Source organism: Brakhagea baltica (assembly GCF_052161605.1).
Taxonomy (GTDB): domain Bacteria; phylum Planctomycetota; class Planctomycetia; order Pirellulales; family Pirellulaceae; genus JBKCUI01.
Genome location: NZ_CP197409.1, coordinates 486,272 through 511,777, shown reverse-complemented (window position 1 = coordinate 511,777; position 25,506 = coordinate 486,272). Strand labels below are relative to the sequence as shown.

At 51.0% G+C, this 25,506-nt stretch carries 20 protein-coding genes; 11 read left to right on the top strand and 9 right to left on the bottom strand.

All coding sequences use genetic code 11. The annotated features are described in order from the left end of the window. The first annotated feature begins 150 nt into the window (after positions 1-150). The 5 genes from SH449x_RS02015 to ruvA all read left to right on the top strand — a co-directional run bounded on the left by SH449x_RS02015 (position 151) and on the right by ruvA (position 5,962). A complete protein-coding gene (locus SH449x_RS02015; protein ID WP_482379647.1) occupies positions 151-1,176 on the top strand; it encodes an ROK family protein in 1,026 nt (341 codons plus the stop codon). Positions 1,177-1,198: 22 nt separating this feature from the next. Next, a complete protein-coding gene (lepA, locus tag SH449x_RS02010) occupies positions 1,199-3,037 on the top strand; it encodes a translation elongation factor 4 (RefSeq protein WP_482379646.1) in 1,839 nt (612 codons plus the stop codon). A 62-nt stretch (positions 3,038-3,099) separates the two neighbouring features. Then, positions 3,100-4,791: an outer membrane protein assembly factor BamB family protein gene (locus SH449x_RS02005; protein ID WP_482379645.1), complete on the top strand. Its 1,692-nt coding sequence runs from the start codon at positions 3,100-3,102 to the stop codon at positions 4,789-4,791. Continuing rightward, positions 4,791-5,333 carry a crossover junction endodeoxyribonuclease RuvC gene (gene ruvC / locus SH449x_RS02000; protein WP_482379644.1) on the top strand — a complete coding sequence of 181 codons (543 nt, stop codon included), beginning with the start codon at positions 4,791-4,793 and terminating at the stop codon, positions 5,331-5,333. Before SH449x_RS02005 ends, ruvC begins: the two co-directional genes overlap by 1 nt. Next, positions 5,330-5,962, top strand: a complete 633-nt coding sequence (gene ruvA, locus SH449x_RS01995; protein ID WP_482379643.1) for a Holliday junction branch migration protein RuvA — start codon at positions 5,330-5,332, stop codon at positions 5,960-5,962. The genes ruvC and ruvA overlap by 4 nt, the downstream gene beginning before the upstream one ends. A gap of 99 nt (positions 5,963-6,061) precedes the next feature. Here ruvA and SH449x_RS01990 read toward each other — a convergent pair whose 3' ends face one another. Both SH449x_RS01990 and SH449x_RS01985 read right to left on the bottom strand, forming a co-directional pair. Continuing rightward, entirely contained in the window at positions 6,062-7,348 is a 1,287-nt protein-coding gene (locus tag SH449x_RS01990; RefSeq protein WP_482379642.1) for a hypothetical protein, read from the bottom strand. A gap of 265 nt (positions 7,349-7,613) precedes the next feature. Further along, a complete protein-coding gene (locus tag SH449x_RS01985; RefSeq protein ID WP_482381870.1) occupies positions 7,614-7,763 on the bottom strand; it encodes a lmo0937 family membrane protein in 150 nt (49 codons plus the stop codon). Positions 7,764-8,048: 285 nt separating this feature from the next. On the opposite strand from SH449x_RS01985, the gene SH449x_RS01980 reads away from it, so the two are divergent. Then, positions 8,049-8,480: a hypothetical protein gene (locus SH449x_RS01980; RefSeq protein WP_482379641.1), complete on the top strand. Its 432-nt coding sequence runs from the start codon at positions 8,049-8,051 to the stop codon at positions 8,478-8,480. A gap of 276 nt (positions 8,481-8,756) precedes the next feature. On the opposite strand, the gene SH449x_RS01975 is transcribed toward SH449x_RS01980, so the two are convergent. After that, complete coding sequence (locus SH449x_RS01975) at positions 8,757-9,566, bottom strand: hypothetical protein (protein ID WP_482379640.1); 810 nt, start codon at positions 9,564-9,566, stop codon at positions 8,757-8,759. A 52-nt stretch (positions 9,567-9,618) separates the two neighbouring features. Then, complete coding sequence (xerD, locus tag SH449x_RS01970; protein ID WP_482379639.1) at positions 9,619-10,572, bottom strand: site-specific tyrosine recombinase XerD; 954 nt, start codon at positions 10,570-10,572, stop codon at positions 9,619-9,621. A 164-nt stretch (positions 10,573-10,736) separates the two neighbouring features. Here xerD and galE point away from each other — a divergent pair, with 164 nt between their 5' ends. The 3 genes from galE (at position 10,737) to SH449x_RS01955 (ending at position 13,996) form a co-directional block, all read left to right on the top strand. Next, on the top strand, positions 10,737-11,720 hold the full coding sequence (gene galE / locus SH449x_RS01965; RefSeq protein WP_482379638.1) for a UDP-glucose 4-epimerase GalE: 984 nt from the start codon (positions 10,737-10,739) through the stop codon (positions 11,718-11,720). A 12-nt stretch (positions 11,721-11,732) separates the two neighbouring features. After that, positions 11,733-12,950: a 1-acyl-sn-glycerol-3-phosphate acyltransferase gene (locus SH449x_RS01960; protein WP_482379637.1), complete on the top strand. Its 1,218-nt coding sequence runs from the start codon at positions 11,733-11,735 to the stop codon at positions 12,948-12,950. 392 nt (positions 12,951-13,342) lie between these two features. Next, on the top strand, positions 13,343-13,996 hold the full coding sequence (locus tag SH449x_RS01955; protein WP_482379636.1) for a CAP domain-containing protein: 654 nt from the start codon (positions 13,343-13,345) through the stop codon (positions 13,994-13,996). 384 nt (positions 13,997-14,380) lie between these two features. Here SH449x_RS01955 and SH449x_RS01950 read toward each other — a convergent pair whose 3' ends face one another. Further along, positions 14,381-14,845 carry a hypothetical protein gene (locus SH449x_RS01950; protein ID WP_482379635.1) on the bottom strand — a complete coding sequence of 155 codons (465 nt, stop codon included), beginning with the start codon at positions 14,843-14,845 and terminating at the stop codon, positions 14,381-14,383. A gap of 595 nt (positions 14,846-15,440) precedes the next feature. On the opposite strand from SH449x_RS01950, the gene SH449x_RS01945 reads away from it, so the two are divergent. Then, positions 15,441-17,684 carry a Tex family protein gene (locus tag SH449x_RS01945; RefSeq protein ID WP_482379634.1) on the top strand — a complete coding sequence of 748 codons (2,244 nt, stop codon included), beginning with the start codon at positions 15,441-15,443 and terminating at the stop codon, positions 17,682-17,684. A 92-nt stretch (positions 17,685-17,776) separates the two neighbouring features. Beyond that, positions 17,777-18,367 carry a Uma2 family endonuclease gene (locus SH449x_RS01940; protein ID WP_482379633.1) on the top strand — a complete coding sequence of 197 codons (591 nt, stop codon included), beginning with the start codon at positions 17,777-17,779 and terminating at the stop codon, positions 18,365-18,367. Positions 18,368-18,443: 76 nt separating this feature from the next. Here SH449x_RS01940 and pstB read toward each other — a convergent pair whose 3' ends face one another. From pstB to SH449x_RS01920, 4 genes are read right to left on the bottom strand one after another with little or no spacing between them, the layout of a single operon-like run. After that, positions 18,444-19,268: a phosphate ABC transporter ATP-binding protein PstB gene (gene pstB / locus SH449x_RS01935; RefSeq protein WP_482379632.1), complete on the bottom strand. Its 825-nt coding sequence runs from the start codon at positions 19,266-19,268 to the stop codon at positions 18,444-18,446. Positions 19,269-19,286: 18 nt separating this feature from the next. Then, positions 19,287-21,716: a PstA family ABC transporter permease gene (locus tag SH449x_RS01930; RefSeq protein ID WP_482379631.1), complete on the bottom strand. Its 2,430-nt coding sequence runs from the start codon at positions 21,714-21,716 to the stop codon at positions 19,287-19,289. Beyond that, positions 21,713-24,424 (bottom strand): ABC transporter permease subunit, encoded by a 2,712-nt coding sequence (locus SH449x_RS01925; RefSeq protein ID WP_482379630.1) that lies wholly within the window; start codon positions 24,422-24,424, stop codon positions 21,713-21,715. The genes SH449x_RS01930 and SH449x_RS01925 overlap by 4 nt, the downstream gene beginning before the upstream one ends. Beyond that, positions 24,417-25,361 (bottom strand): PstS family phosphate ABC transporter substrate-binding protein, encoded by a 945-nt coding sequence (locus SH449x_RS01920; protein WP_482379629.1) that lies wholly within the window; start codon positions 25,359-25,361, stop codon positions 24,417-24,419. Before SH449x_RS01920 ends, SH449x_RS01925 begins: the two co-directional genes overlap by 8 nt. Positions 25,362-25,506: the final 145 nt, after the last annotated feature.

Below are 25,506 nucleotides of genomic sequence, written 5' to 3'. Positions count from 1 at the left end.
GATCCACTACGGGGGGCGTGCCGGGCACCCACGCTTAGCTAGCTTCTGCTGTAGCACAGGTAAAAATGCGTCTATTGGCAATTGTTGGGTTATCGTATACTTACGAAGAGTTCGCGTAATAATTCGTAAAGTGCTGTTTCAAAGAGAGTTATGACTTCCCAGCCAATCACAGAAGTCTCCCAAGCATCAAGCCCGTTTTTTTTCGGGATCGATGTTGGCGGGACTGGTATCAAAATCGGTCTCGTCGACGACTCAGGTATGACCATCGGATTTACGTCGATTCCCACGGAGGAACCGAAAGGTCCAGAGGATGCCATGCGACGGGTCGGAGCGGCTTGCTCCGAACTGCTCAAAGACTTAGGTCTGGACTGGGATGTAATTCCGCGGGTTGGTCTGGGGACTCCTGGGAGCCAAGATATTCCCAAGGGGATGCTAATCGCCCCACCGAATCACCCTCACTGGCACAATTTTCCCATCGTTCCGTGTCTGGAACGCGAGTTGAAGCGGCCTGTCTCCTTCGCAAACGATGCCAACGCAGCAGCATTCGGAGAATTCTGGGTCGGAACGGGGGCCATTTACAGCTCTATGGTGCTTCTCACCCTGGGAACCGGCGTGGGAGGAGGAATTATCGTAGACAACCAACTGGTGGTCGGTCAGAACAGCTTTGGCGGGGAATGCGGGCATTTGCTGGTTGATTCCCGACCCGACGCCCGGTTATGCGTCTGGGGCGGTGGGCGTGGCCATTTGGAAGCATACGCCAGTGCCAGCGCCGTGGCTGCCCGCGCTAAAGAAGCTTTGCTCGCCGGAGCGGACAGTTGCCTTAGAGACCGAGCTGACCGTGTTACCGCCCGCATGATTTATGAGGCGGCGGAAACGGGAGATACATTTAGCTTGAAGATTATCGACGAAACCGCAGACTATCTCGCCATTGGGATCACAACCCTAGTCCATACCTTGGACCCAGGCTTGGTCGTTCTAGGAGGTGCGATGGATTTTGGTGGCAATGGCTCTCCCATCGGTCAAAGGTTCTTGAACCGCATTAAGAGCTCCTTTCGAGAAAGAAGCTTTGAATACGTGGCAAACGGGACGACCATCGATTTCGCATCCCTCGGGGGTGACGCTGGCTACTTAGGTGCCGCTGGAATCGCCCGCATGGACCATCACAAGAAACAATAAATTCGGCTATCGGAAACCATACATGAGTTCAGTTAAGGGAAGCGATAAACCAAAGGAGATCCCACAGTCTCACATTCGCAACTTTTGCATCATCGCCCACATCGATCACGGCAAAAGCACTCTTGCGGACCGACTGCTAGAACGAACCGGAACGGTCGAAGTTCGCAAGATGCGAGAGCAGCTGCTCGACGCCATGGACCTGGAACGGGAACGTGGCATCACGATCAAAGCTAAAGCAGTCTGCTTGCACTACAAGTACAAAGGCGAATGGTACGAGATCAATTTGATCGATACCCCAGGTCACGTCGATTTTCAGTACGAGGTTTCGCGATCGCTAACCTGCTGCGAAGGAGCATTGCTGCTCGTCGATTCCTTCCAAGGAGTTGAGGCACAAACCGTTGCCAACGCTTATTCGGCAATGGACCACGATCTCAAGATCATTCCTGTCATTAATAAAGTCGACTTGGTCCATGCACGCATCGATGAAGTCACCGCCGAGATGGAGCAAGTTCTCGGGATCGACCCGGACGAAATCGTGAAGTGCTCAGGTAAGGCTGGCATTGGAATCGACGAGTTGTTGGCCGCCATTATCGAACGAATCCCTGCACCGGTGGGTGACAGTACCGCGAAACTCAAGGCGATGGTTTTTGACTCTCATTATGATGACTACCGAGGTGCGATCACCTATGTCCGGATTATGGAGGGAGACGCCAAAAAAGGAGATAAGCTCCGATTCTTGGGCGTCGGTTCCAATTACGAAGTGCTCGAGCTAGGACAGTTCGTTCCAGAGCGGCGCGCTTGTGATCGATTGGGAGCCGGACAGGTTGGCTATTTGATTTGCAACATCAAGTCCTTGAAGGATGTTCGGATTGGGGACACCGTGGCTTATGCGAGCGACGAAAACGCTGAGGCATTGGCGGGATACCAACCTCCCAAGCGGATGGTCTACTGCGGTTTGTATCCTAGCGACGGCCAAGAGTTCTCGGAACTGCGGGATGCATTAGAAAAGCTGGCGATCAACGATCCCTCGTTTGAATTCGCACCTGAGACGAGCGATGCGCTCGGATTCGGTTTTCGCTGCGGATTCCTAGGCCTGTTGCACATGGAAATCGTTCAACAAAGGCTAGAGAACGAATGCAATATCGACTTGGTTCAGACAGCCCCGAACGTGACCTATGAGATCATTAAACGGGATGGCACCAAGGTGGAGATCCATCGCCCACAGGAAGTTCCCGATTCAGGCGACATCGAAGAATTTCGCCAACCGATTGTGCGGGTCAATTTCGTCCTGCCTCAAGAGTATATTGGCATCACGATGAAGCTTTGCCAAGATCGGCGGGGTGTGCTGCGTGGCAACGAATATCTTTCAGCCACCCGTTCGCTCGTTACCTATGATCTGCCGTTAGCTGAGGTGATCTACGATCTGCACGACAAACTCAAGAGTGCAACTCGTGGTTACGGCACTATGGACTATGAGATCATCGGTTACGAACAAGCTGATTTGATCCGAATGGATATCCTGGTTAATGGTAAACGTGTCGATGCGCTCAGTATCATTTGCGACCGTCGCGATGCTGACCGACGTGGGCGAGCGGTGGTCAAAAAACTCAAAGAAGAAATCGACCGCCACATGTTCGAGGTGGCAGTGCAAGCTGCGATTGGAGCCAGGGTTATCGCACGCGAAACCGTGCCTGCCCTACGCAAGAACGTTACCGCAAAGTGCTATGGAGGAGACATTACGCGAAAGAGAAAGCTTTGGGCGAAACAACGTGAGGGCAAGAAACGAATGAAGTCGATCGGTTCTGTCGATATCCCGCAAAAAGCGTTTATGGCAGTGCTTGATACCGGTGCAGACAAGTAACCGTCGTCCGATCACCACCAACCCCTTAAAGCACAAGAAGTTAGGACGAGGATCAGTAGGAAATGGATGTTCAAAAGGAACCTCGTTTGTTCGGAAAGAGACGCACTGCTCTCTTAGTCGCCGGGATCGCATTTTGGTGCCTCATGCCGTTCGCCTATTGGGGAGTCGGCGAGGTCGATCACCAGTTCGCAAATTTTACCGCAGTCGGCTTCACTCTTCTGGGAGGTTTGCTAGTCGCCGGTGCCATTCTGACCTGGGTCTCCTGGAAGTGGTCAGTGGCGTTGCTGGCACTGCTAGCTCTCGGGGTTTTCTCCGCGACGCAATGGCTGGAGTTCAAGGGCTTTACTGGGGAACTGAGGCCAATCTTCGTTCTAAAGGGTAGAGGAACGATTCCGGCAAATGGTTTGGGGCCAGACGCTTCGACTCACGATGCGAACCCAGAATGGATCGCACTGGTGGGGCGAAGCTCATCGACACAACTGCTAGGTAACGATCGCAATGGCCGGATCGAATCTCCCGAGTTTTCCACTCGATGGGAGGAGTCTTCCCCCAAGATGCTGTGGAAGCGCCCGATCGGATCGGGCTGGTCAGGAACAGCCGTTCGCGATGGAAAGATTTTCACCCTCTATCAATCGGATAAAGACGAAACGATCGCTGCATTGGATCTGAGAACCGGCGCAACGTTGTGGGAGACCAAGATTGCGGGATACCATTTCCACCCGCTGGGTGGAACCGGGCCACGAGCAACCCCGACCTTGTACGAGGATTATCTGATCTCGCAAACGGCATCGGGGCATCTGGTTGTTAGCACAGCAGCTAGCGGAACCATCGTATGGAAAAAAGATCTCATTGCCTTGGGCGGCTGGACACTTGCGGAATCGGAAAAAGCGATCACGTGGGGAAGAAGCGGCTCGCCATTGATTGTAGACAGAAACGGTACCCCCGCCGTCGTCTTGCCGTTGGGAGGGCGCAAAAGCCATTCGGAACCGATTTCTTTAGCGGCTTTCGATCTAGCTGGTGGCGATTTACTTTGGAGAGTGGGCCAAGATCAGATTGCGTACAGCTCACCAGTCGAGCTGGAGATCACGGGCCAACGACAGATCGTTACCATACAAGAAGATTTTGTCGTGTCGTACTCCATCGACGACGGTCGAGAATATTGGCGTGCCCCATGGCCAAGCAAATCGGGGGCCGATGCATGTGCATCACAACCGGTATTGGTCGGCGAGAATCGAATTTTGTTGGGGAAAGGGTACGCCCAAGGGAGCAAGCTGATCGAGGTTTCCGCATCGGGAGATGACGCCTCGTCGGATCGATCCTGGTCCGTTAGTACCGTTTGGGATCACACCAGTTTGCTCAAGACCAAATTCACGAGCGCGATCTACTTTCATGGAAAGTTGTTCGGTTTGAGTGACGGAGTGCTCGAGTGTGTGAATCCTGAAACGGGGAAAAGGGTATGGAAAAAAGGGCGTTATGGACAAGGACAGGTACTGGTTGTGAACGATTCTTTACTGGTCAGCACCGAAGACGGTCGAGTTGTGCTGGTTGAACCAGAAACCGGAGATGCCGCTTACGGGCTTCAGGTCATCGAGGGTATCACATGGAATATACCGACGGTGGCAGGTCCGTTTTTGATTGTTAGAAACGGTGAAGAAATCGCCTGCCTGTACTCGCCGCTCGAGCATGCTGGCCAACTCAAGCATTCTGGCCAGTCGAGCGAATCGCAGATGTTGTCTGCTGTCGAGGGGGAGTAATGAGCCAAACACCATTGAGGGAGCAATGGATACTGGGGATTGATCCCGGTTTGCAGTTAACTGGCTACGGCATCATTAAGAGCGTTGGGGGCAATGTTACGTTAGTCGAGGCGGGGGTCATCCGCGTTTCACGATCGCAGAGCTTGCCAGCTCGCTTGAACGAACTTTACGAGGGGATCACTGAAGTAACAAAATCGTACCCGTTGACCGCACTCGCGATTGAACAACTTTACTCTCACTACGAGCGTCCCAGGACTGCGATTTTAATGGGGCATGCACGGGGGGTACTCTTCTTGGCCGGGGCTCACGCATCGTTAGAAGTGCATTCGTACGAAGCGACGAAGATCAAGAAGCTGCTCACGGGTAATGGTCGCGCTCCCAAAGACCAAATGCAGCGAGCCATTCAAATGCAGCTTCAACTAAAGGAACCACCCGATCCTCCTGACGTCGCGGATGCGTTAGCTATTGCACTCTGTCATCATTTTTCCTCTGGCCCCATGGCCAAATTGTTACTCCAATCCAGATCTGAGAAGTCTACGTGATCACAAAGATAACGGGTCAATTACTCCAGTTGACCAACGATACCGCAACCTTGAACATACCTCCTTTCGAATACGAAATTTCGATCCCGGAATACACACGTCGCCATTTGCAGACCGAGTTGGGAAACACCATATCATTGCATACCATTCACTACATTGACGGCAATGCAGCGCAAGGGAGTCGATTGACACCGAAGTTGGTGGGGTTTCTATCCACGATTGAGAGAGATTTCTTTGAGCTCTTTTGTTCGACGGACGGGGTGGGAGCTAAGAAGGCATTGCGGGCGATGGTTCGACCGGTGCAGGATATCGCCATCATGATCGAGCAACAGGATGCCAAGGGGTTATCGACATTGCCAGGAATTGGCGCAGCAACTGCCGAGAAGATCATTGCAACCTTGCGGCGCAAGATGCCTAGATTTGCGTTGCTTGTTCGACGCGAAGCGCCTGGCGTTGAGCCACAGAAGCCAGGTGTGGTTGATGAAACCTATGAAGCGTTGTTGGTACTTGGACACAACGAAGCAGACGCGCGGCGTTTGATCGAAACGGCCATCGCAACCGGTCAAAAGTTCAAGGATTGCGAATCGATGATCCAAGCGATCTATCAACGCCAAGCCACCAAAAGCTAGCGAGGGTGCCACCCAGAATAGGAAGCGCAACAGCGCGAGCTGTACGGTGACGGGCAATGCGCGGGGCGTTGCCAACGCGGTTAAACGATGCCTACAAAATTACTCGCTCAGCGTCCAGCCGACCGGCTGTGTCCACGCTTGCTCAAGTTGCTCGGGCCAGACAGGATCTACTGGCGCCCGATCACTGAACACGACCGCTCGCACATATAGTTCGGTTCCATCGAGCTGATATTCGGCCGAGTTACCTTTTACTTTGAGCTTGGCGTACGCTTGTGGTAGTGATGAGACAACCAGTTCGTGCAACGGGACCGAGTCGTCGATAGAATTTGGGTCCGGTTTGTCTACCACCAAGAAGTGGGTCTCGTAGTTTACCCCCTCTGCAGGCTGAATCGCGAGCGAAAGACGTTTGGTCGACTGATCCCAGTCCAACGCACTTAATACCACGCCGCTGGAGGAGTAAAAATCTCCGCCTTTCATGGCCAGGATAATGTGTTCGGGAGAAAGATACTTAGCCCGAACCATGACCCAACCACGTCCTGGCCTCGACCCGGGGCGACCGTGATACTCATGACTGTCATCCGTAGCGATCCCATAGATTGGTGGTGAATTCAGATAGACGAGTCTCATGACATTGATCACATCCCACATCGGCTCTATCCCGATGTGTTGTTCATCACCCAAATGATTCACCCCCGGATGGCCATTATACACCTCGAAGAATCTTTCTTCGAGAACGACCGCCAAGTCAGCTGCCGTGACTGCATAGCCAAAATTGGGGTGATTCAAATGTGGCAAAATCTGCCGCCCAGTTTCCCTTTCCTGTTCGATAATCGTTCGCAAATTATTCCGAATGGTTTCTGAAACCGTGGCACCACCGGCGGGTTGGATTAGATTTGCCAAATTGGTTGCGTTGATGTGAATTGGCTTCCCTTCAGCCTTGTCACTTATCTCTTCCCCTTCGATCATAATGAACTCACCGGAACGTTCGACCAAGCCACGAATTTCATCTAAAGGCTTCAGTCGGACTTCACGGCCCTTAGCAGAATCCCGGCTTTCGACCCAACCGTCACCGAATCTGGATCGGTAGCGATCCAGCACCAGCTTGCCCCCACGATTCTCGATTTGCTCCAAGCTCATCCAGCGAATGTTGCGACTGAGAATATTGTGATCTGTCAAAGCAAGAAAGTTGTAGTCGCGGTCAGCGTACCAGGCAGCTACCATTTCCGGAAAATCATTGCCGTCGCTCCAAAACGTGTGCGTATGCAAATTCCCCTTCCACCATCGATTCTCAAATGTTTGCTTGGGGGCACTGTCCACCAATTGCGGAGCAGAGACATGTTCTTTACCTGCATCCTGTGCAATACAGATAGGAGCAAAGCACATCATCACCACACCCCAACACCAATGGCTCAGCCTTATTCTGCTCAGCAGCAAACGGTGATCAAGATTAAGAACAGATTGAAATTTCAAACGAAAGGGAGAGGTTATTCGGTAGTCCATCATTGTGAATATCGAATGAGTAAAGGATGGCGATCGGACCATAGTTTACCATTCCAGTCCAGCACTGTCGCGCACGTAACGAATTATTCACAAACTGTCGTTCAAGCAAAGAATCTTCGGCGAGGGGCAACTCGAACGGAAGCGACCAAGATCAAAATGGCTTACGGCCTCTGATGACGCGAAGCAAGACTAGGATAACAGCGATCACGAGTAAAATGTGAATGAATCCGCTAATGGTGTAGGTTGAGACTAAACCGAGTAGCCAAAGCAAGATTAGGACGATCGCGATCGTGTATAGCACTAGAAGCTTCCTGAATGGAGGTATCGTCGAATTCAATCTACCCGCAGTGGAAATCGTAGCGCGAATGAGCGGACGAGTCAAAGCTTACCTCGTAACAATCCGGGTATCAATCCAATCTTGAATTTAGAGATGCGATCAGAAATCCATGATTTTTTGGACTATGATTCAAAAAAACTCTACCTCGACCTTTCTTCAGGAAAGCGAGTTACAATCCCTTGGACAGCTGTCATTTTGAGACAGTTACTGGCTGCTCGTTTAGATTCTCTACCAACACGGATACTCATTATGTTTCGAAACATCTTGGCCATCATCTTGGCGTTCTTTATTGGAGGCCTGTGTGTCCTAACGTTGGAAACTGTTGGTCATCGGATTTACCCCGTGCCGTCAGAATTGGATGCCAATGATATGGAACAGGTCGCCCAGTATGTCTCCTCTGCTCCTGTGGGCGCGTTGCTTTTTGTACTTTTAGCTCAATCAGCCGGTTCATTCGCGGGCGGGCTTGTTACCGCCATCGTTGGCGGTTCCCGTTTATGGTTATTGGCCATCATATACGGAGTTCTAGCGTTACTCATGGCGGGCTTGAATGTGATTCTGATTCCCCATCCGCTTTGGATGACTACGCTGGCGTTGGTGCTACCGATCCCGCTCTCGCTATTGGGCTCTCGTGCAGGACAGCTTTTGAAACCTCAGAGGGTAGCTGTACCAGCTATTTCTTGAGGAAGATAAGCATTCAGCCGACGAGTCGCGTTCGGCGACGAAAACCAAAATCACCGGCGGAGGTGGATGACTGGGTGGATTTGTGGGGGGTGAGGATGCTCGAGCCCTCAGCGCGGGGCGTTGCCCAACGTTTAACCGCACGCCCATCGGGCTGCGTTGATCGTTCTAACCCGGAGATGATGGCGAGGCTCAGGTGAGTAACCCTGAGTTGTTATCATTGCCCGCCCCTGGAGGACTCAGCGCGGGGCGTTGCCCAACACGTTTAAACAAAGGCCGTCAATCCAAGAACACAACGTTTTGCATCGCCTTGGCTTGGCTTTCCGTGTTCATGACAACACGGTGCCATCCACCAAGCAAAATGGTCGCGTGATCGGAATGCCTGACCTTGCCACGGACATACACGTTCGGGTTTCGTCTCATCGTCCTCCAGCCCCAATTCCTTGCGCTTTCGTTCCTCTCCAGGATCAATGCGTACTGCGTTTCGGTAACTCCTGCGGGATAATTTCTACAAACATAGACCAACTCGCCGCCCGTTCGGTAGCAAAAATCTACCAAGTGCGGCTTGCTGCCTTGGCCACGACTCAGCGGCTCGTTTCGAAGCAGCAGATCTTCAGGGACTTCGAGAGAAGGTACTGGCAGAAAGAACCATTCGCCCTGACGAACGAATGCGGCATTCTTGCGTCGATTGCGAGACTTGCTTTTCAGTCCCTTGTGAGCAACTGCGGCTTGCACCTCTATTGGCTGCAAAGCCTCCATGGCTTGCCGAACGGTCCCGACTGGAGCTGACTCTGGTATGCCAGCCACAAACCAATGTCGCTCATCATGCCCGCAAAGATATTTGCTTTTCTCTGCGCCCTCTCTGAAAAGCAAGAGAAGGTGACGATCTGGACGCTGGACATCTAGCACTTCGACCTCCGGAGGAGTGTCTAATAAGGTCGCCATCTCAAAGAATTCGCCTCTTCTATCCTCTCCAATGTCGAGAGAAAAGCGAGAGGCTCCTGTTCGAAAACGTCGTGCATCGCGATAGACTATTTTCAATCGTGCACCGATGAACTCAAACTTCTTGTTAAGCAAAGTGGTATTCATGAAATACCAGACATGACGCTCTGAACAAGGTTCGCAGTAGAAGTGCCAAAAATTAGCTTCGGGGGTGGAAGCGTTTATGGATTTTCTTCAGTTTGCTATTTTCTACTTGGGTATAGATCTGCGTCGTTTGGATATTCGCGTGACCAAGCATCTCCTGGATCAATCGTAGGTCCGCACCGCCGGCGAGCAAGTGCGTTGCGAAGGAGTGGCGAAGCGTGTGAGGAGTGATGTCAGGATCGACGTCAGCTCGCAAAGCGGAGCGTTTGATTAGCTCCCATATGGCCTCGCGCCGGAGCCTGTGGCCTGTGCGAGATAGAATCAGCCATGGAACGGCGCTGGGGTCTTTTTTACCAACTAGTTTGGGCCGATACTCCGCGAGATAAACTCGTATCGCATCGATAGCTCTCTCGCCGAGGGGTACCATGCGTTGCTTGCGTCCCTTGCCTTCTGCTAAGCAATACCCTTCATCAAGATGCACGTTCGCGATAAGCAGATTGCTGATCTCGGAAACTCGGCAACCTGACGCATACATTAACTCCAACAGCGCCTTGTCCCTAAGATAGTGCTGATCGGATCGGCGGGGCGCATTCATGAATCGGTCAACTTGGCCCACGGTTAGGACTCGCGGAACCCGGTGCCACATCTTTGGGGTCAGCAACAGCTCGGCGGGGTTGCTCTCCATCGCGGACTCTAACTGCAAGAACTTGAAAAACATCCGTATTGCAACCACATGGCGGGTGATGGTGGTTGGAGCTAGGCCAAGATTCTTGAGATAGGCTGCAAAATCGGTTAAGTCGTCAATCTTGAGCTGGGTTGGCGAGCGGCCGTTTAACCAGTCCTTCATATGGTCCAGGTCCCGTCGGTAAGCAGCCACGGTGTTGTCGGAAAGGTGGCATTCGCTCCGCAGGTAGGTGGTGTATCGCTCAACCCACCCCGTCATGGTTTCAGATGGAACCGCAGTCTCCTGGGGTTGCTGTCTCAGCTTTTTCAGCTTGCTTATTGCCATCGCTCCCGTACCCTCCTGATGAGACTTTCCAACAAATCCTGGTTTTTCCTATCCAAAACCGCTATTGAGGTATATTTACCGTCGATAGAAGCACTCTAGGAGTACTCGGATTCTACCATTAAGATACGAATCGGTTGACTTTTCGCTCAGATTAGGAACGGTTAATGAAGATTTTGGTTGTCGGTGGCGCAGGCTACGTAGGTTCGCACACGGTAAAGTTGCTCATGGAATCCGGACATGACGTTTGGGTATACGACAACCTCTCCAGAGGGCACAGAGAATGCGTGCCAGAAGGGCGGCTGATTGAGGGGAGCCTTCTGGATCGAGCACTTTTGATTCAGGTTTTACGGGACAAGGAAATCGAGGCGGTAATGCATTTTGCTGCTTTCGCGTTGGTTGCAGAATCGGTGCAGCATCCCGCCATGTATTACCAGAACAATGTAACCGCCACGTTCGAGCTTATGGAAGCCATGCGTGCTGCTGGGGTTTGGCGATTTGTCTTCTCCAGTACGACTGCGACCTATGGCGAACCTGAGACGATGCCAATCTCAGAATTCACACCGCAAAAACCGATTAACCCATACGGCTTCACAAAATTAGTCGTCGAGAAAGCACTGGAGGATTACGCCAAGGCATACGGTTTCGGTGTAGCTTGTCTCAGGTACTTTAATGCCTCGGGTGCGTCATCCGATGCGTCTATTGGAGAAGACCATGACCCGGAATCTCATATCATCCCGATCGTTCTTCAAGTGGCTCTGGGGCAACGCGAACAAATAACGGTTTACGGGACCGACTATCCCACGTCGGATGGAACCTGTGTCCGCGACTACATCCATGTCGAGGATCTAGCGACAGCACACTTGGCAGCGTTACTGAAGCTGGCTCCGAGTTCCGTGCTTAAAATGAATCTTGGGACCGGAGTAGGACATAGCGTTCAACAAGTCGTAGAGGCTTGCAGGAAGGTAACCGGTCACCCGATCCCATCTGTTGTCGGAGAGCGCCGCCCAGGTGATCCAGCTTGTTTAATCGCTGACAGTTCGCTGGCTCAGCGAGAGCTTAACTGGAAGCCAAAGTACGTTACGATTGAATCCATAGTCGAAACCGCTTGGGCTTGGCACAAGAGCCATCCGCGCGGTTACTCCACGTAAAAAAATCGCCCTATGCAAGACATCATCATTGAAAAACCTTATCGGTTCGTCCCACCTTACCGAGGAAATTGGGTGCCCTGGATCATTCTCAAGTCCGGTTTGGTCCACCGATACTTGAGGAAGTACGAAGGAGTCGTCGATTGCCACCTGCATGGAGTGGATCATTTGCGTGAGTCCCTGCGGTTAGGCCACGGGGTGCTGCTCGCTCCGAACCATTGCCGTTACGCAGATCCTTTGCTGATGGCGTTTGTGGCTTCCGAAGCCAAGACGTTGATGTACGCGATGGCAAGCTGGCACTTGTTCGAGCAGTCGATGTTTCAGCGTTGGGCAATTTCCACAATGGGCGCCTTTAGCGTCTATCGAGAGGGGCTCGATAGGCAATCTTTGGATGTTGCTGTTGACATTCTGTCAACTCCCAATCGTCCGCTTGTCGTCTTTCCCGAAGGAGCTGTCTTTAGAACAAATGACCTTCTTCAGCCACTGCTCGATGGGGTTGCATTCATGACACGAACGGCAGCGAAACGCCGTGCAAAACAGAATGTTAAAGGCAAGGTGGTCATTCACCCTGTTGCCATCAAGTATGTTTTCAAAGGTAATCTGGAGAAGGCAATCGGGGGAACGCTGAATTCTCTCGAGACTCGTTTATCGTGGATGAAGGATGATAGCCGAACGACCCTACAACGGATCCACCGCATCATCCTAGCGATGTTGTGCTTGAAGGAGGTCGAGTATTTCGGTTCCGCGCAGTCGGGTACCATCGTAGAACGACAACAACGACTGGTAGACCATCTATTAAATCCTCTCGAGGAAAAATGGCTGGGGAAACCCAACCCGAACGACTCGCTGATCCCGCGCATCAAAGCTTTGCGGATGAAGATCGTACCTGAACTAACCACGGGCGAGCTGCTCGAAAGCGAGCGTGATTCGCGATGGCAGCAGCTATCAAAAATCTATCTAGCACAACAAATTGCATCTTATCCGGCGGAGTATTTGGTTTCCCCGACCACTGACACCAGGATCTTAGAAACCATTGAACGATTGGAAGAAGACCTGACGGACAAGGCCGGTGTTCATGGTCCGCTCGAAGCGATCATTGAAATCGATCGCGCCATTGAGGTGCCCGCCGACCGTGCTCCAAAAGGTGAAGAGGACCCAATCATGCGTGAGCTACGCGAACGTTTGCAAAGCATGCTAGATCGACTTTCGAACGAAGCCAATCCCGTTACGTAATGTATCTCTCCAAAGGTTCTCACAGTGCCCGAATCGTCAAACGTACCCAAGCGATCTTTCTGGAGGGCGATTGGTGTTCTGGCATTTCTGTAGGATAGTGGTATAGGCAGTGATGAGTCCGTACTGTTTCACGACGACTTTGAAGATGGAGAATTGGGTGGGTTATGGGATGAAGTAAACCGCCAACCAAAGTGCCCGAAAACGGTAAACTCAACCCAAACTACGCACCTTCTTGCCAACCCGCACACTTTGTGGTTTACTGACTACGTCTGACCCGCCCAAAGATTAGGCAGGCTTATGCAGCCTATAAAGGGGCGAGCCAGACATATAGGGAGATGGGGGAGTTCTGAACGTGTCTCCTCTGCAATTGGTACACACGATAAGGGAGTGGTATGCGAATTTCAATTTCCGCATTGGTTATTTTTGTCACGGTCCACGGATTTGCTTTGCCGAGTACGTCGGAGGCAGGTGGTTGGCGGCGTGGGGGACGCATTTTTACTAGGCCCGCGCCTGCGACTCGAGTCGTAACCATGCCGAGCGTGGCTCAAGCCTCCGCTGTCACGGTTCCGTCCGCGACGGTTTCCAGTGTCTCGAATGTCGTATCGACACCGGACCAGTCGAGCAAGGCTGTAATCGCTTCGCCTGCGTCGGTGGCTCTGGCGGGTTCAGGAACCGGTTCAGTTACGGTGACAGAGGCGACTTCGGCACGGGTCATCGTCCCCGAGGCGGAGGTCAATGAGGCCTTGGCCGAGGTAAATGCGGCACGAGCTAGGCGTGGATTGCGACCTTTTATTCACGACCCACTTTTGACCCAAGCCGCTCAGCAATGTGCCCAGATTCGGGCTTCGCGACGGATCGCCGGTCACTTGCCGAACGACTTCGCCTATCTGCCAGCAGGATCGACTGCTAGATCAGCGGGTTGCGGGGCCATGGAGTCTAGTTGGGGTTGGGGAACCTGCTGCACTTACGAGAACTACACCTATGCTGGTGCTGCTTGGGTGATGGGCAACGACGGCAAACGTTACATGCATTTGTTTGTGAGATAGGAAGTTCTTGATTTCTGGGGACTGTTGTTCCACGGTATTCACGGACTGTGCCTCAAATGGAATCGGTAGTAAGCACGCGTAGGAACCGGCCCGACCTACGCGGGGATGATACCGCGTGAGGCCTACCTTTAGCAACCAATGTTGAAGCCAATTGTCACAACAGGCTATTGGTTTCACGCCTTGATGTTTTACTGAGTACCGAAGATCAAATCGATCCGTGAGTAACCGTCAGTATTCAATGAGTACTCTCCGTAAAACGCGTCGGTGCAAAATCGCTTCGATGTGAGCCACACTTTAATTCGGTTCCTGAGTTCGCAAAGGTGCGAGGTGGAAAACGCCAAGTTGTCGACTGCAACCGAAGCCTATTTATATTCTGTTACGTCTTTAATCCGGTGTTGATGTGTTGCGATAGGCAACGATGGACAGTTCACGATCAATCCCAACTACAGTCTCCGATTTGCGATACCACTCGGTAATCCCATTTCGTTCAATCGTACCCGGAAGGTCTTTCAACCATGCGGGCGATGGGTAGTCTTTTTTCTCGGCGCCCTCGGGAATCCAAGCTTCTATGTCTGTTTCTGGTACGACAGCGATCAATCGAATATCCCAGTCGGATGGGGCAGGGACCATTCCGCCACCGTTGTTTTGGTACATGATGTCGTAGTCGAGTTTCTCAAACTGGCGTCTGAAAGTGACGTAGTTTTCGAGGAATTGAATCCGGTCGGCGAGGCCTTTTCTTACGACACTCGTTTCGGTCACCGATACTGGTCCGGATGCGGTCTTGGAGCAACCGGACAGCATGATGGCTATTAGCATCAGGGCAATCACTATTCTAGCAGGTGTGTTCATGATGGCATAAAATATTGGGCAACAGAAAGGATCCATGTAAGTCCAAGGTTTAGCGGGTGGGAGCCATTCGTGTAAAACTGGCGGCTCAAACCCGTGGACTCGTGTCGCATGATCGACAACTGTCACATTCATTTCCACTTACCACGACCATAGAGCCAATACCACGAAGATTCTCGCACTTGATCTCAGCACTGTCAAACTGAATGAAATATGGCAACATGGTGCAGGGTTAACTCGACTCAAGACTAAATCACTGCTTGAAGGCTTCGTCTGCATCCCTTTGTTCTAAACCTATTCTCTACTTTGGACTGCAACTCACGCTGAGGGACTAGTGGTATTATTGGAATCAGGAATACGCATCGCGCGACAAGAATAGCCCTGCTGGTGCTCTCAAGACGACGACGGCAATCGGAAAGTAAACCAAACTCTCTGCTGCGATCGCTGTTTGCTCAGACCAGCATTCTAGCGTCGTGTTTCCAGTCTTTGTGGGACAATCTATGCCGAATTTCAGCTTGGGTGACGAGATTCTTCTCCTCACCCCCGTTATGGAACGCAGGCAGGAAATCGACTCGGATTAAAAAATGGATGGCACAAGATGTGTTTGTTATATTCTCCCAAGCATCAATGGATGCCTAGAAGGCCTGCGATCGATAGTCTTTTCAAAAGGAAATGGAGTTTTACCTTGTTCACGTTTGATCTAAAAAATGCTGTCCGGCAGATAGCGACCGATCTACAACTGGTAGAGCATGGCGTTCTAGCGGCCGCTCAACTACTGGATCAAGGGAACACCATTCCATTTATTGCCCGTTACCGAAAAGAAGCCACGGGGGGGCTCGATGAGATCGCATTGAGAGCGATCGAGGACGCTTTGGAAAAGATCAAAGCACTTCTTCAACGCAAAGGCACGGTTTGGAAGACGATCGATGAACAAGGTTCTCTGACCAATTCCCTCCGGCAGCAGATCATTGATTGCCAAGACCTGGCGACGTTGGAATGGATCTACCTTCCATACAAACCTAAAAGGAGATCCCGTGCTACCGTTGCTCGTGAGCAGGGGTTAGCTCCTCTAGCAGAAATATTGATGCAGCAAAAAAACTTGGGCCAATCTCGTGCTCAACTTTTGAATCGATTTGTCAGCAAAGATAATGGAATTGACAGCACCGAAGAAGCGCTGCAAGGGGCTCTTGATATCGTTGCCGAAGTCTGGGGAGACGATGTCGAGATTCGGACTTGGTTGATCGATCAAGCGTTCAGGTTTGCTAAAATCTCATCCCAAGTAAAACGCGGCAAGAAAGAGGAGGCTGCGAATTACGAACAGTATCTTGATCGAACAGAGTCGGTATCGCGAGTTCCGGGTTTTCGAGTTTTAGCTATGTTGCGTGGGAGCGCAGAAGGCCTCCTGCGAGTCGCTCTCAAGTTCGAGGGATCCCATGAACTTAACGAACTTAAGAGGCGGCAGATTCATAACCGTCAGTTTGAGTTTTACAGCGATCTCATACGAGCGGCCGAGGATTGTTATGAACGGATTTTGTTCCCTGCCACCGAGACGGCTGTGCTGCAGAAGCTGAAGGAACGATCGGATGAAGAAGCTATCGCCATGTTCGGAAAGAACTTGCGCGAACTACTCATGGCACCTCCCGCTGGTCCTAAAGTCACCATGGGAATTGATCCCGGATTCCGCACAGGATGCAAGGTGGTGGTTTTGGATGGAACCGGCAAGTTGATGTTTAATACTACGGTCTATCCGACAGCTCCCAAAAACGATATCGACGGGGCTAGCAAAACGCTTTGCGAATTGATAGAGCAGTATCGTGTCGAGCTAATCGCCATAGGTAATGGAACGGCATCGCGAGAAACGGATGCTTTTGTATCCAACTTGATCCGACAGCATTCTTTGTCGGTGATTAAGGTGGTAGTTAGCGAATCGGGAGCGTCCATTTATTCGGCAAGTGAAGTCGCTGCCCAAGAGTTTCCGAACTTAGATTTGACAGTAAGAGGTGCAATCAGCATCGCACGCCGATTACAAGATCCATTGGCGGAATTGGTCAAGATCGATGCTAAGTCTATAGGGGTTGGACAGTATCAGCACGATGTCAACCAACCGTTACTTAAGCGGTGTTTGGACCGGATCGTGGAGTCATGCGTCAATCAGGTAGGTGTCGATTTGAACATGGCCAGCCCGGCTCTATTGTCCTATGTTGCTGGTATCGGACCAAAACTGGCGGAGAATATCGTCAAGTATCGAGATCAACAGGGCCGCTTCGAAGATCGGAATCAATTGCTGAAGGTACCGAAGCTGGGAAAGAAGGTTTTTGAGCAAGCCGCAGGATTCTTGCGAATTCGTGGCGGTAATCAACCGCTAGACAACTCCGCAGTACATCCTGAGTCGTATAGTGTAGTGGAAAAGATGGCTCAAAAGCTTAACCAATCGGTGAGCCGACTAATCGGAAATGAGTCCCTGGTGCGTCAAATTCAGCCAAAGGATTTTGTCGATGCGCAATTCGGAATACCAACGATATCCGACATTATCAACGAGTTAGCTAAGCCAGGACGTGATCCTCGCAGCGAATTTCGTGTTGTTCGATTCGATTCTGCGATTCAGAAAATCGAAGACTTACGACCTGACTTGGTGCTGGAAGGAGTGATCACGAATGTCACTCAGTTTGGTGCCTTTGTAGACATCGGAGTTCATCACGACGCGTTGATTCACATCTCGCAGCTATCGAATGAGTTCGTCAAAGACCCCAGTGAAGTTGTTTCGGCAGGAGATATCGTTAGAGTCAGAGTGCTCGAGGTCGATCTGACGCGGAAAAGAATTTCCGTCTCAAGGAAAATGTGATCCCCGTCACAGCAAAACAGGATCTTTGTTTTGTGGCAGAGGCTATCGTATGGTAGAATATAGGGGCAAGGACTCATTGGAAGGAAACCCTTATGTCAACGCAACCAATTCTAACACTCTCGCCTCAACGATACCTAGCTCAGGAACGTGCGGCCTCATTCAAGAGCGAGTACTACCAGGGAGAGACCTTCGCTATGGCCGGGGCCAGTCGCGAGCATAACCTAATTGTTGCAAATCTTGTTGGTGAATTGCGACAAGCTCTCAAAGACTCGAACTATGAGGTGTATCCCAGTGAAATGCGGGTGAAGGTGTCAGCTTCTGGTTTGTATACGTACCCTGATGTGACGATTGCTTGTGGAAAACCTGAATTCGAAGACAACGAACTGGATACTCTTTTGAATCCAATTGTGTTGATCGAAGTTTTATCGAACTCAACGGAAGCCTATGATCGCGGCACGAAAGCCGCTCACTACCGCAGGCTTCCCTCTCTCCAACATTATGTGCTCGTCTCCCAATATTGTTGTTCTGTAGAGATATTCTCTCGTAGTAGCGATAACATTTGGACGCTGAGCGAAGCTAGTCATTTAACGGAATCGTTAAGGTTGCAGAGTCCACAGGTCGCAATACCACTGACTGAAGTCTATCGGAACATTCAAGTTGACGATTTGAAGCTGCATTTTTAATGACCGCCGTGAAATTGCTAGTTCCGTCTGTGTAAAAAAGCTCGATCGGCCAAGTTACTGAACAGATTCGCGCAGCTCAACCAAATCTGCCTGTGATGTAGTCCTCGGTCTCCCTAAGGCGGGGACGAGTAAAAATGGTAGATGTCGAACCGTACTCCATGAGGTACCCCAAATAGAGAAACGCTGTGAAGTCGCTGATTCGTGACGCTTGCTGCATGTTGTGAGTCACAATCATGATGGAATAGTCTCCTTTGAGCCGCTCGATGAGATCTTCCACCTTGCCCGTTGCGATCGGATCGAGTGCCGAGCATGGTTCGTCGAGGAGTAAAATTTCCGGGGACGATACGATCGCTCTAGCAATACATAACCGCTGTTGTTGTCCGCCTGATAGCTTGAGCCCACTCTCGGACAATCGGTCCTTTACTTCATCCCATAAGGCCGCCTCGCGCAGAGCTCGCTCGCAGGCCTCCATCAATCGCCCTTTGTTCCGTTCCCCGTCTATACGTAATGGATAGACGACGTTTTCAAAGATCGACATCGGAAATGGGTTGGGTTTTTGAAAGACCATCCCCATCCGCTTTCGCAATTCGATGACGTTGATATCCGACGTATATACCGACTCGCCCCGAAGCTTCATATCTCCTTCGATATCAACGGATTCAACCAAATCGTTCATGCGATTTACACTTCGAAGCAATGTGGATTTGCCACAGCCACTTGGCCCGATCAACGCCGTCACCTTTCCCGCTGGAATCCCCATGGAAACGCTGTGTAAGACCTGTTTGGTGCCATACCAAAGTGAAAAATTCTCCATGGAGAGCACATGCTCGCTCTCAAGTACCCTCTCGTGAATTTCCGGGGGCACCATTTGGCCTGACGTAATTAGCTTGACTCGGTCCATGGAGGTTATTTGGGTACCTTAAAAATATTGCGATTGTATCTGCTTCTTGATCCTGCTTCGCAACCAAATCGCACATGAATTGAGAGCAAATACAATCAGAATGAGGACTGCGATGGTTGAGTAAACCATGGGCCGGGCTGAGTGAATATCCTGATTTTGCAAACCCAACCAATAGATGTGATAACCGAGATGCATGAAAGATCTAGAACCATGCAAAAACGGTGCCTGTGTGTCGAGCGGTAAGTCCGCAGCCAAGGGGATTACGCCAACTAACATAAGTGGCGCGACCTCCCCTGCTCCTCTCGCGACGGATAAGATCAAGCCGGTGATAATGCCAGGCCGTGCGTAGGGAAGCACAAGCCGTCTTATTGTCTGCCACTTTGTCGCACCACATGCGTACGAACCTTCCTTCAAGGACGAAGGCACGGAAGCCAATGCTTCTTCAGTGGTTACAATGACAATCGGCAGCGTCAAGAGTGCCATAGTAAACGAGGCCCAGAGCAAGCAGCCTTTACCATATGTTGGGTTCGGTAGCTCGTCGCTGTATAAGCCCTCGAAAAAGGGAACCTTGGCAATTACCAAGAACCCACCAACTACGGCGATCACCAGCAAAACAAGAGAAAAGAATCGATTCGCGGACTGCAAACTCGGCCTCACAAACTTCATCTGTGGCTTGAGCGTTCGATACCCCAACCAAACGATAGCGATTAAGGTTGCTAGCGCCATCAGCCACCATGAGCCAACCCCGAGTGGCTCCAAGCCAATTTTTTGAGGGCCACCGTCAATGAACCCTCCAATGAGATAACTGAAGAAAGCCAAGCCGAACACACCGTACACGATGCTGGGGACTCCGGCCAAGTTGTTTACGGTAATCCTGACAATACTCAGCATAACGCCATTCCGTGCATACTCTTGCATATAAATTGCAGCCATTACCCCAAAAGGCATTACCATGACTGACATCAAAATTGTCATGACGACCGTCCCCCAAAGAGCAGGAAACACTCCACCTGCCAAGCCGTTTCGTCGCGGATAGTCAAAAAGGAATTCAAGCCATCGTTCTACAAATAAAGCAAGACGATCAAGAACCCCTAACTCATTAGGAAAGTAGAATCGAACAGCATCGGCACATAAAATTTGCTTGTTCAACAACCCGAACTCCATCACCTGTTCTGAGCGGCTTGGATTCCATCGATATTCAAGAGTTTGCCCGACTCTCTTCGCTACCAATCCCGCGTCAACAAACATTCCCTCCTCCGAACGTGGCTGCCTATCCTCCGAGAAAGGAACTGGTATGCCGAATAATACGGCAACCTTAGCCTTGAACGCTTGGCGTACCAGATCGAGTTCGGCAAGGTCAGTGTTTACCTTGAGCTGATCGCTATAAGCCGACTTCGCCATCTGTGCGGTTTCTATCAACCATTCCATTCCTTCATCAACCCGATTGGTTGAATCTGTGCTTAGCGGTTGCGGTACTTCAAGTGAACCGCCATGCTTGACGCGTTGATCTAGCTCTATCTGCAATGCCTCTTGCCGGGATGCCAGATCACTTCGCAGGCGTTCGAAGGAATCATCAATAGCCAGAAGTACCAATGGGTCGAACTGATATTTTTCTTTCCAAAAATCTCTTGAGACCTCTAAATCATAGGTTGCCTGCTCAGCTGCTCCCAGCTCGAACGCCAAGCGAAAAATCTCGTCGATGGCACTCAGCATCGTTTGGGACTGAGTTCCCCCTATTCTTCTGCCTAGCTTTCGCGTTTGTTCAATTTTTTGATCGATTCGACTGAGTTCGATTTGCTTAGCTTGGATCGTCTGGGCATTTAGGGCAACAATGTTCTCAAAATCCTTTAGCAATTCTCTCCAATATTCGATGGGAATCGCAATCGGCTCTGTAGCCGCAGCATTTAGCGCTTCGAGCGCTGCCGGAAGAAGTCTTTCGAACTCGTTTAACTCGGAATCCGATCTTGCACTGCGATTCTGTGCAGCCTCGAGTTCCGTTAAAAAAACTCTCGCCACGGCGACTTCTGCTAACAGCGGATATCGGACCTGGGATAGGCTCGTCAAAAAACCAAAAATTGGCTCAGATTCACGCAACTCGAAAAAAATCAAGTCTTTAGGATAAATCGGTTCTACTTTTGCCAATTGCGGGGACTGAACATTCAAAAAGGTTGGCGAATTGGGCCGACCTCCCCCTACTTTGATCAACCATTCCGTCGATTGCCCACCGCCTAAACGCTTGGAATTGCCGTGGATTTCGCCCCCAAGGATCGTCCCGTCGGAGCGCTCCATAATCGCAACTCGCCGAGGCCAATGCGATTGGAGACTGTGATAGAGAATGTGACCGACGAAGAGGAGAAGCAATGCGCAGGACAGTATAAATCCTCCGCCTGAGATCCAAGACATGCTGTCGGATGTACGAGCTGATGTTATCCGGAAAGATTCTCTCATAGTTGGCTCGCATTTCTACGGAACTTGAGCCTCACGAATTCGGCCAACGAATTCACTATAACCGTGAACACAAACAGAAGGAGTGCTACGAAAAACAAGGAATGATAGTGTGTGCTTCCGCGTGCCGCTTCGGGCAGCTCTGTAGCGAGCGTCGCGGCTAAAGACCTCAGGCCACTAAATGGATTCCATTCCATAATGGGCGTGTTTCCAGAGACCATCAGAACAACCATGGTCTCTCCGATAGCCCGTCCCATTCCTAGCATGATCGCACTGAATAATCCGCTCATAGCAGTCGGGATTACGACCGATACCGTCGTTTGCCACACGGTTGCACCGCAGCTCATAGAAGCAGCTCGTAAATGCTGGGGCACGGATTGCAACGCATCTTCTGATAGAGTGAAAATCAAGGGAACGATCGAAAACCCTAACACGATACCGACTAGCAGTGCATTTCGCTCTTGATAGGATCCGAGCAACGTTCCTCGCGCGTCCCAACCGGCCCAAGTGAAAACGCTTGATAAAACGACTGCAAGTACGATGCTTGTAAAAAGTTTGAGCCCTAGAAACCCAATCGATTGCAGCGTCGGAGACGAACTAGATTGCGAAAGTCGGTTCAGCCATACCCGCTCCCATTGAAAATGATTTGCGAGAAAAAACGTAGCGACACTGCTAGGGATTAGGAAAATACAAAGCCATCCTGGGAATACGCCTCCCAATTCTCCGCTCAGCCAAAGTATCAGAGGTCCTCTAAATAGAACCGATTCCAATAAGGGAGCAATTAGATTGGAGGCGACAAGGGCAACCCCCAGCACCAAGCTTAGTAGCAAACCTCTAAAGCGAGACGCGTTCACGGAATGGCGACGAGCGAGGCCTGATGTTACGGTCGGCAAGCAGACTAAAAAAAGAATCGTAAGTACGAGGAATACGAACAAGGTGAAAAGTTGTCCGCGAACAAATGGAGCTAGTGCCACCGCTCCAACGAATCCCAAGGCAACGCTCGGAACGCTGGCCATTAATTCCATGATCGGCTTAATGCGATTGCGTGTCGTCGAGTGCAAATACTCGCTAGCAAAAATCGCTGAGGATAATCCTAGGGGGATAGCAATCAACAGTGTATAAAAGGTTCCCTTGATCGTTCCGAAAAGAAGCGGTACCACGCTCAGCTTGATCTCTCCTTGAACTGTACCAGAGCTACTCTGCCAAAGATGATTGGGTCGGTTGTACCCTTCGTACCAATTCGTTCCCAAATAGCTCTGAATGCCTGCTTCAGGAAATCGTAGGTTTAATCTCCCGATGCGAACAGATTCATTTTCCACAGCAACGATGAAACGCGATCCCGCTGAGAAAAAAAGTCGGCTTTCAGGTTGAACCTTCCATTTTGCAAGCTTCCGATTGGTTGGCATGTATACGAACGAAACCGTCCCGTCATTTCCTAAGATGGAAACCACTCGAGAAGTGGTTGCCGAGGCAAGTTCTGTTATAGGCATGGAACCAATCGGAAGATGATGGATCGACACCAAATCCGCATCGGTAGAACCAAAATAGGTTGCGATTCCCTCGATATAACCCGACTCAGATCCAACTACGAGCGTGTTCCGGCCTAACATAGGAACGGCTGTTGATACCTTTCCGTCACTACCGGTGATCGACCAATGAGACGCAATTCGCTTAACAGCAAGGTCAGAGCCCAATCTCCAGAATTGGGCCAACCCATCTTGATCGAGTGTCGTAACTCCCTCACCTTGAGCGTTGAGCATGGCAGTTTTCAAATTCTCAGCATCGAGCGTAAATCGACAGGTTCGTATTTCTTCTGAGGTGTTAGGGCTTATACCCAGTCGCCTCCGCAAGTGATGCTGCACCAAGATTTTTTGTCCATCCGAGGCAAGCCACTTCCAGCTCTTGGCTTTCTCGAGACCATAGATCGACGCAGGTGTTAACCAATCGATGCACCGCACCGGTTTTTCGAAAACTGTGATGGGAGGATGAAATTCGATAGCCTCAATTTGTTGAATACGAATGAGTCCATTCGGTAGCTCTGTTTGTACCGCTGTATCGCGGATTTTAGGGATGTTAGCCGAGTCAGATGGACGATCTAAATACTCCAGGCTCCAGGTAATGGTGATAGGGCGCACCTCACCGTTCGAGTAACCCACCATTAGACTAGCATCGTCGTCCGCAACGCTCCATGCCGTGATTTTAGGCGACTCAGCTTTGCCCTCATCAGTGGTGCTCATGTTTGTATCGTGGGGCAAAAAAGATTGGAGCCTTTCGCCGGTTGCCGTAGCGTAGGTATCAATTCTGCCGGAGGGCAAAAGGAACCAAACGATATCCCCATACTCATCCAACCCTGCACAAAGTGGCTTATTAGTTGGTCGAGTAGGAGAGCCACTTGCCATATGTTCAGACACCGATGCACCACCATTGGTAAAATCGACATGCGAGGCGACCTCAAATTGAGCGATCGTTGAAACCTCGGACGAGCTAAGCAGTGGCAACAGCTGGCTAATCATGACGATCACGATCAGCAATGCCACTAAAAGCGTGCCGATCCCCCCCGCAGTGATAAGTGCGCGAGCGATCGAATCAAGCCAAAGCTGCTTGCGAAATGGTCTTTTCCTTGCCTTGGATTTGTGAGTATCGGCATCTGTCAGCGCTGAGCTAGGGGGCGATGTTCGGCTTGAGAGGATTGGTTGGTTTGGGTTAGTCACGGATCCCAACTTCTTTCAAGGCTTCTTCAGCGACGGCAGCATTGATCGGTAAATATCCGTCCCGCAACACCAGATTCTGGCCATCGCGACTGAATACAAATTTAAGGAACTCTCTTCGAGTCGGGTCGAGTCGCGAGTTTGGTTTGTAGTTGATCGCGATAAACAGATAGCGAGCCAACGGGTATGAACCATCGTGGGCATTGTCTTCGTTAGGAGGAACACCGACAGCCCCGTTTTGTTCAGAGATCCTTAGGACCTTGACCGTGTCGCTTCCAGTGGCCATTCCGCTGTAGCCCATGGCGTACCGGTTGTCCGCTATAGCCGCGATGACGGAGCTGCTGCCAGGTTGTTCAAGAACCTTGGGCTGAAAGTCTCCTTCGTTAAGGACTCGATCCTTGAAGAAGCCGTATGTCCCCGATGCTGCATTTCTGCCATAAAGTACAATAGGACGATTCGCCCAATCGCCATTAAGTCCTAGCTCACCCCACGTTTTAATTGGAGAGTGCCCTCGCCGGCGGGTGCTCGAAAAGATAGCATCGATTTGCTCGAGCGAGATGGATTCGAGCGGGCAATCTCGATGAACGAAGATTCCCACCATATCGATTCCGACGGGTAGAATCGTCGGCTTGTATCCAAAGCGGTTCTCAAATTCATCAATCTCGGACGGTTTCGCTGGACGGCTCATCGGGCCGAAACTCGAGGCACCTTCGATCAGTGCCGGCATGGCTTTCGAGGATCCTTGCCCCTCAATTTCAGTCCTAACACCACGGTAATAGGTTTTGAACTGCTCCGTCCAAAGATGCATCAAGCTAATCATCGTGTCAGAACCGACGGAGCGGATTAAACCGGTCGGCCCGTGCGAGACTTGGTAGCTAGGTAGTTCCGTGTCCGGTTGCTGAGCACTTGCCCTGCTAACGTAACTTAGACCGCAAGCCACGAGAATGGCGATCCAACAGCCCAACGAAAAGGATCTAGCCTGAAACAACCTGCAACTCCCGCGATATCGAGCGAAAAATCGAACTGACAAAGAATCGTACTCGGTTGGGGAGGCTTCGCATAGCTTTTGAAGAGTTATGAGGCTA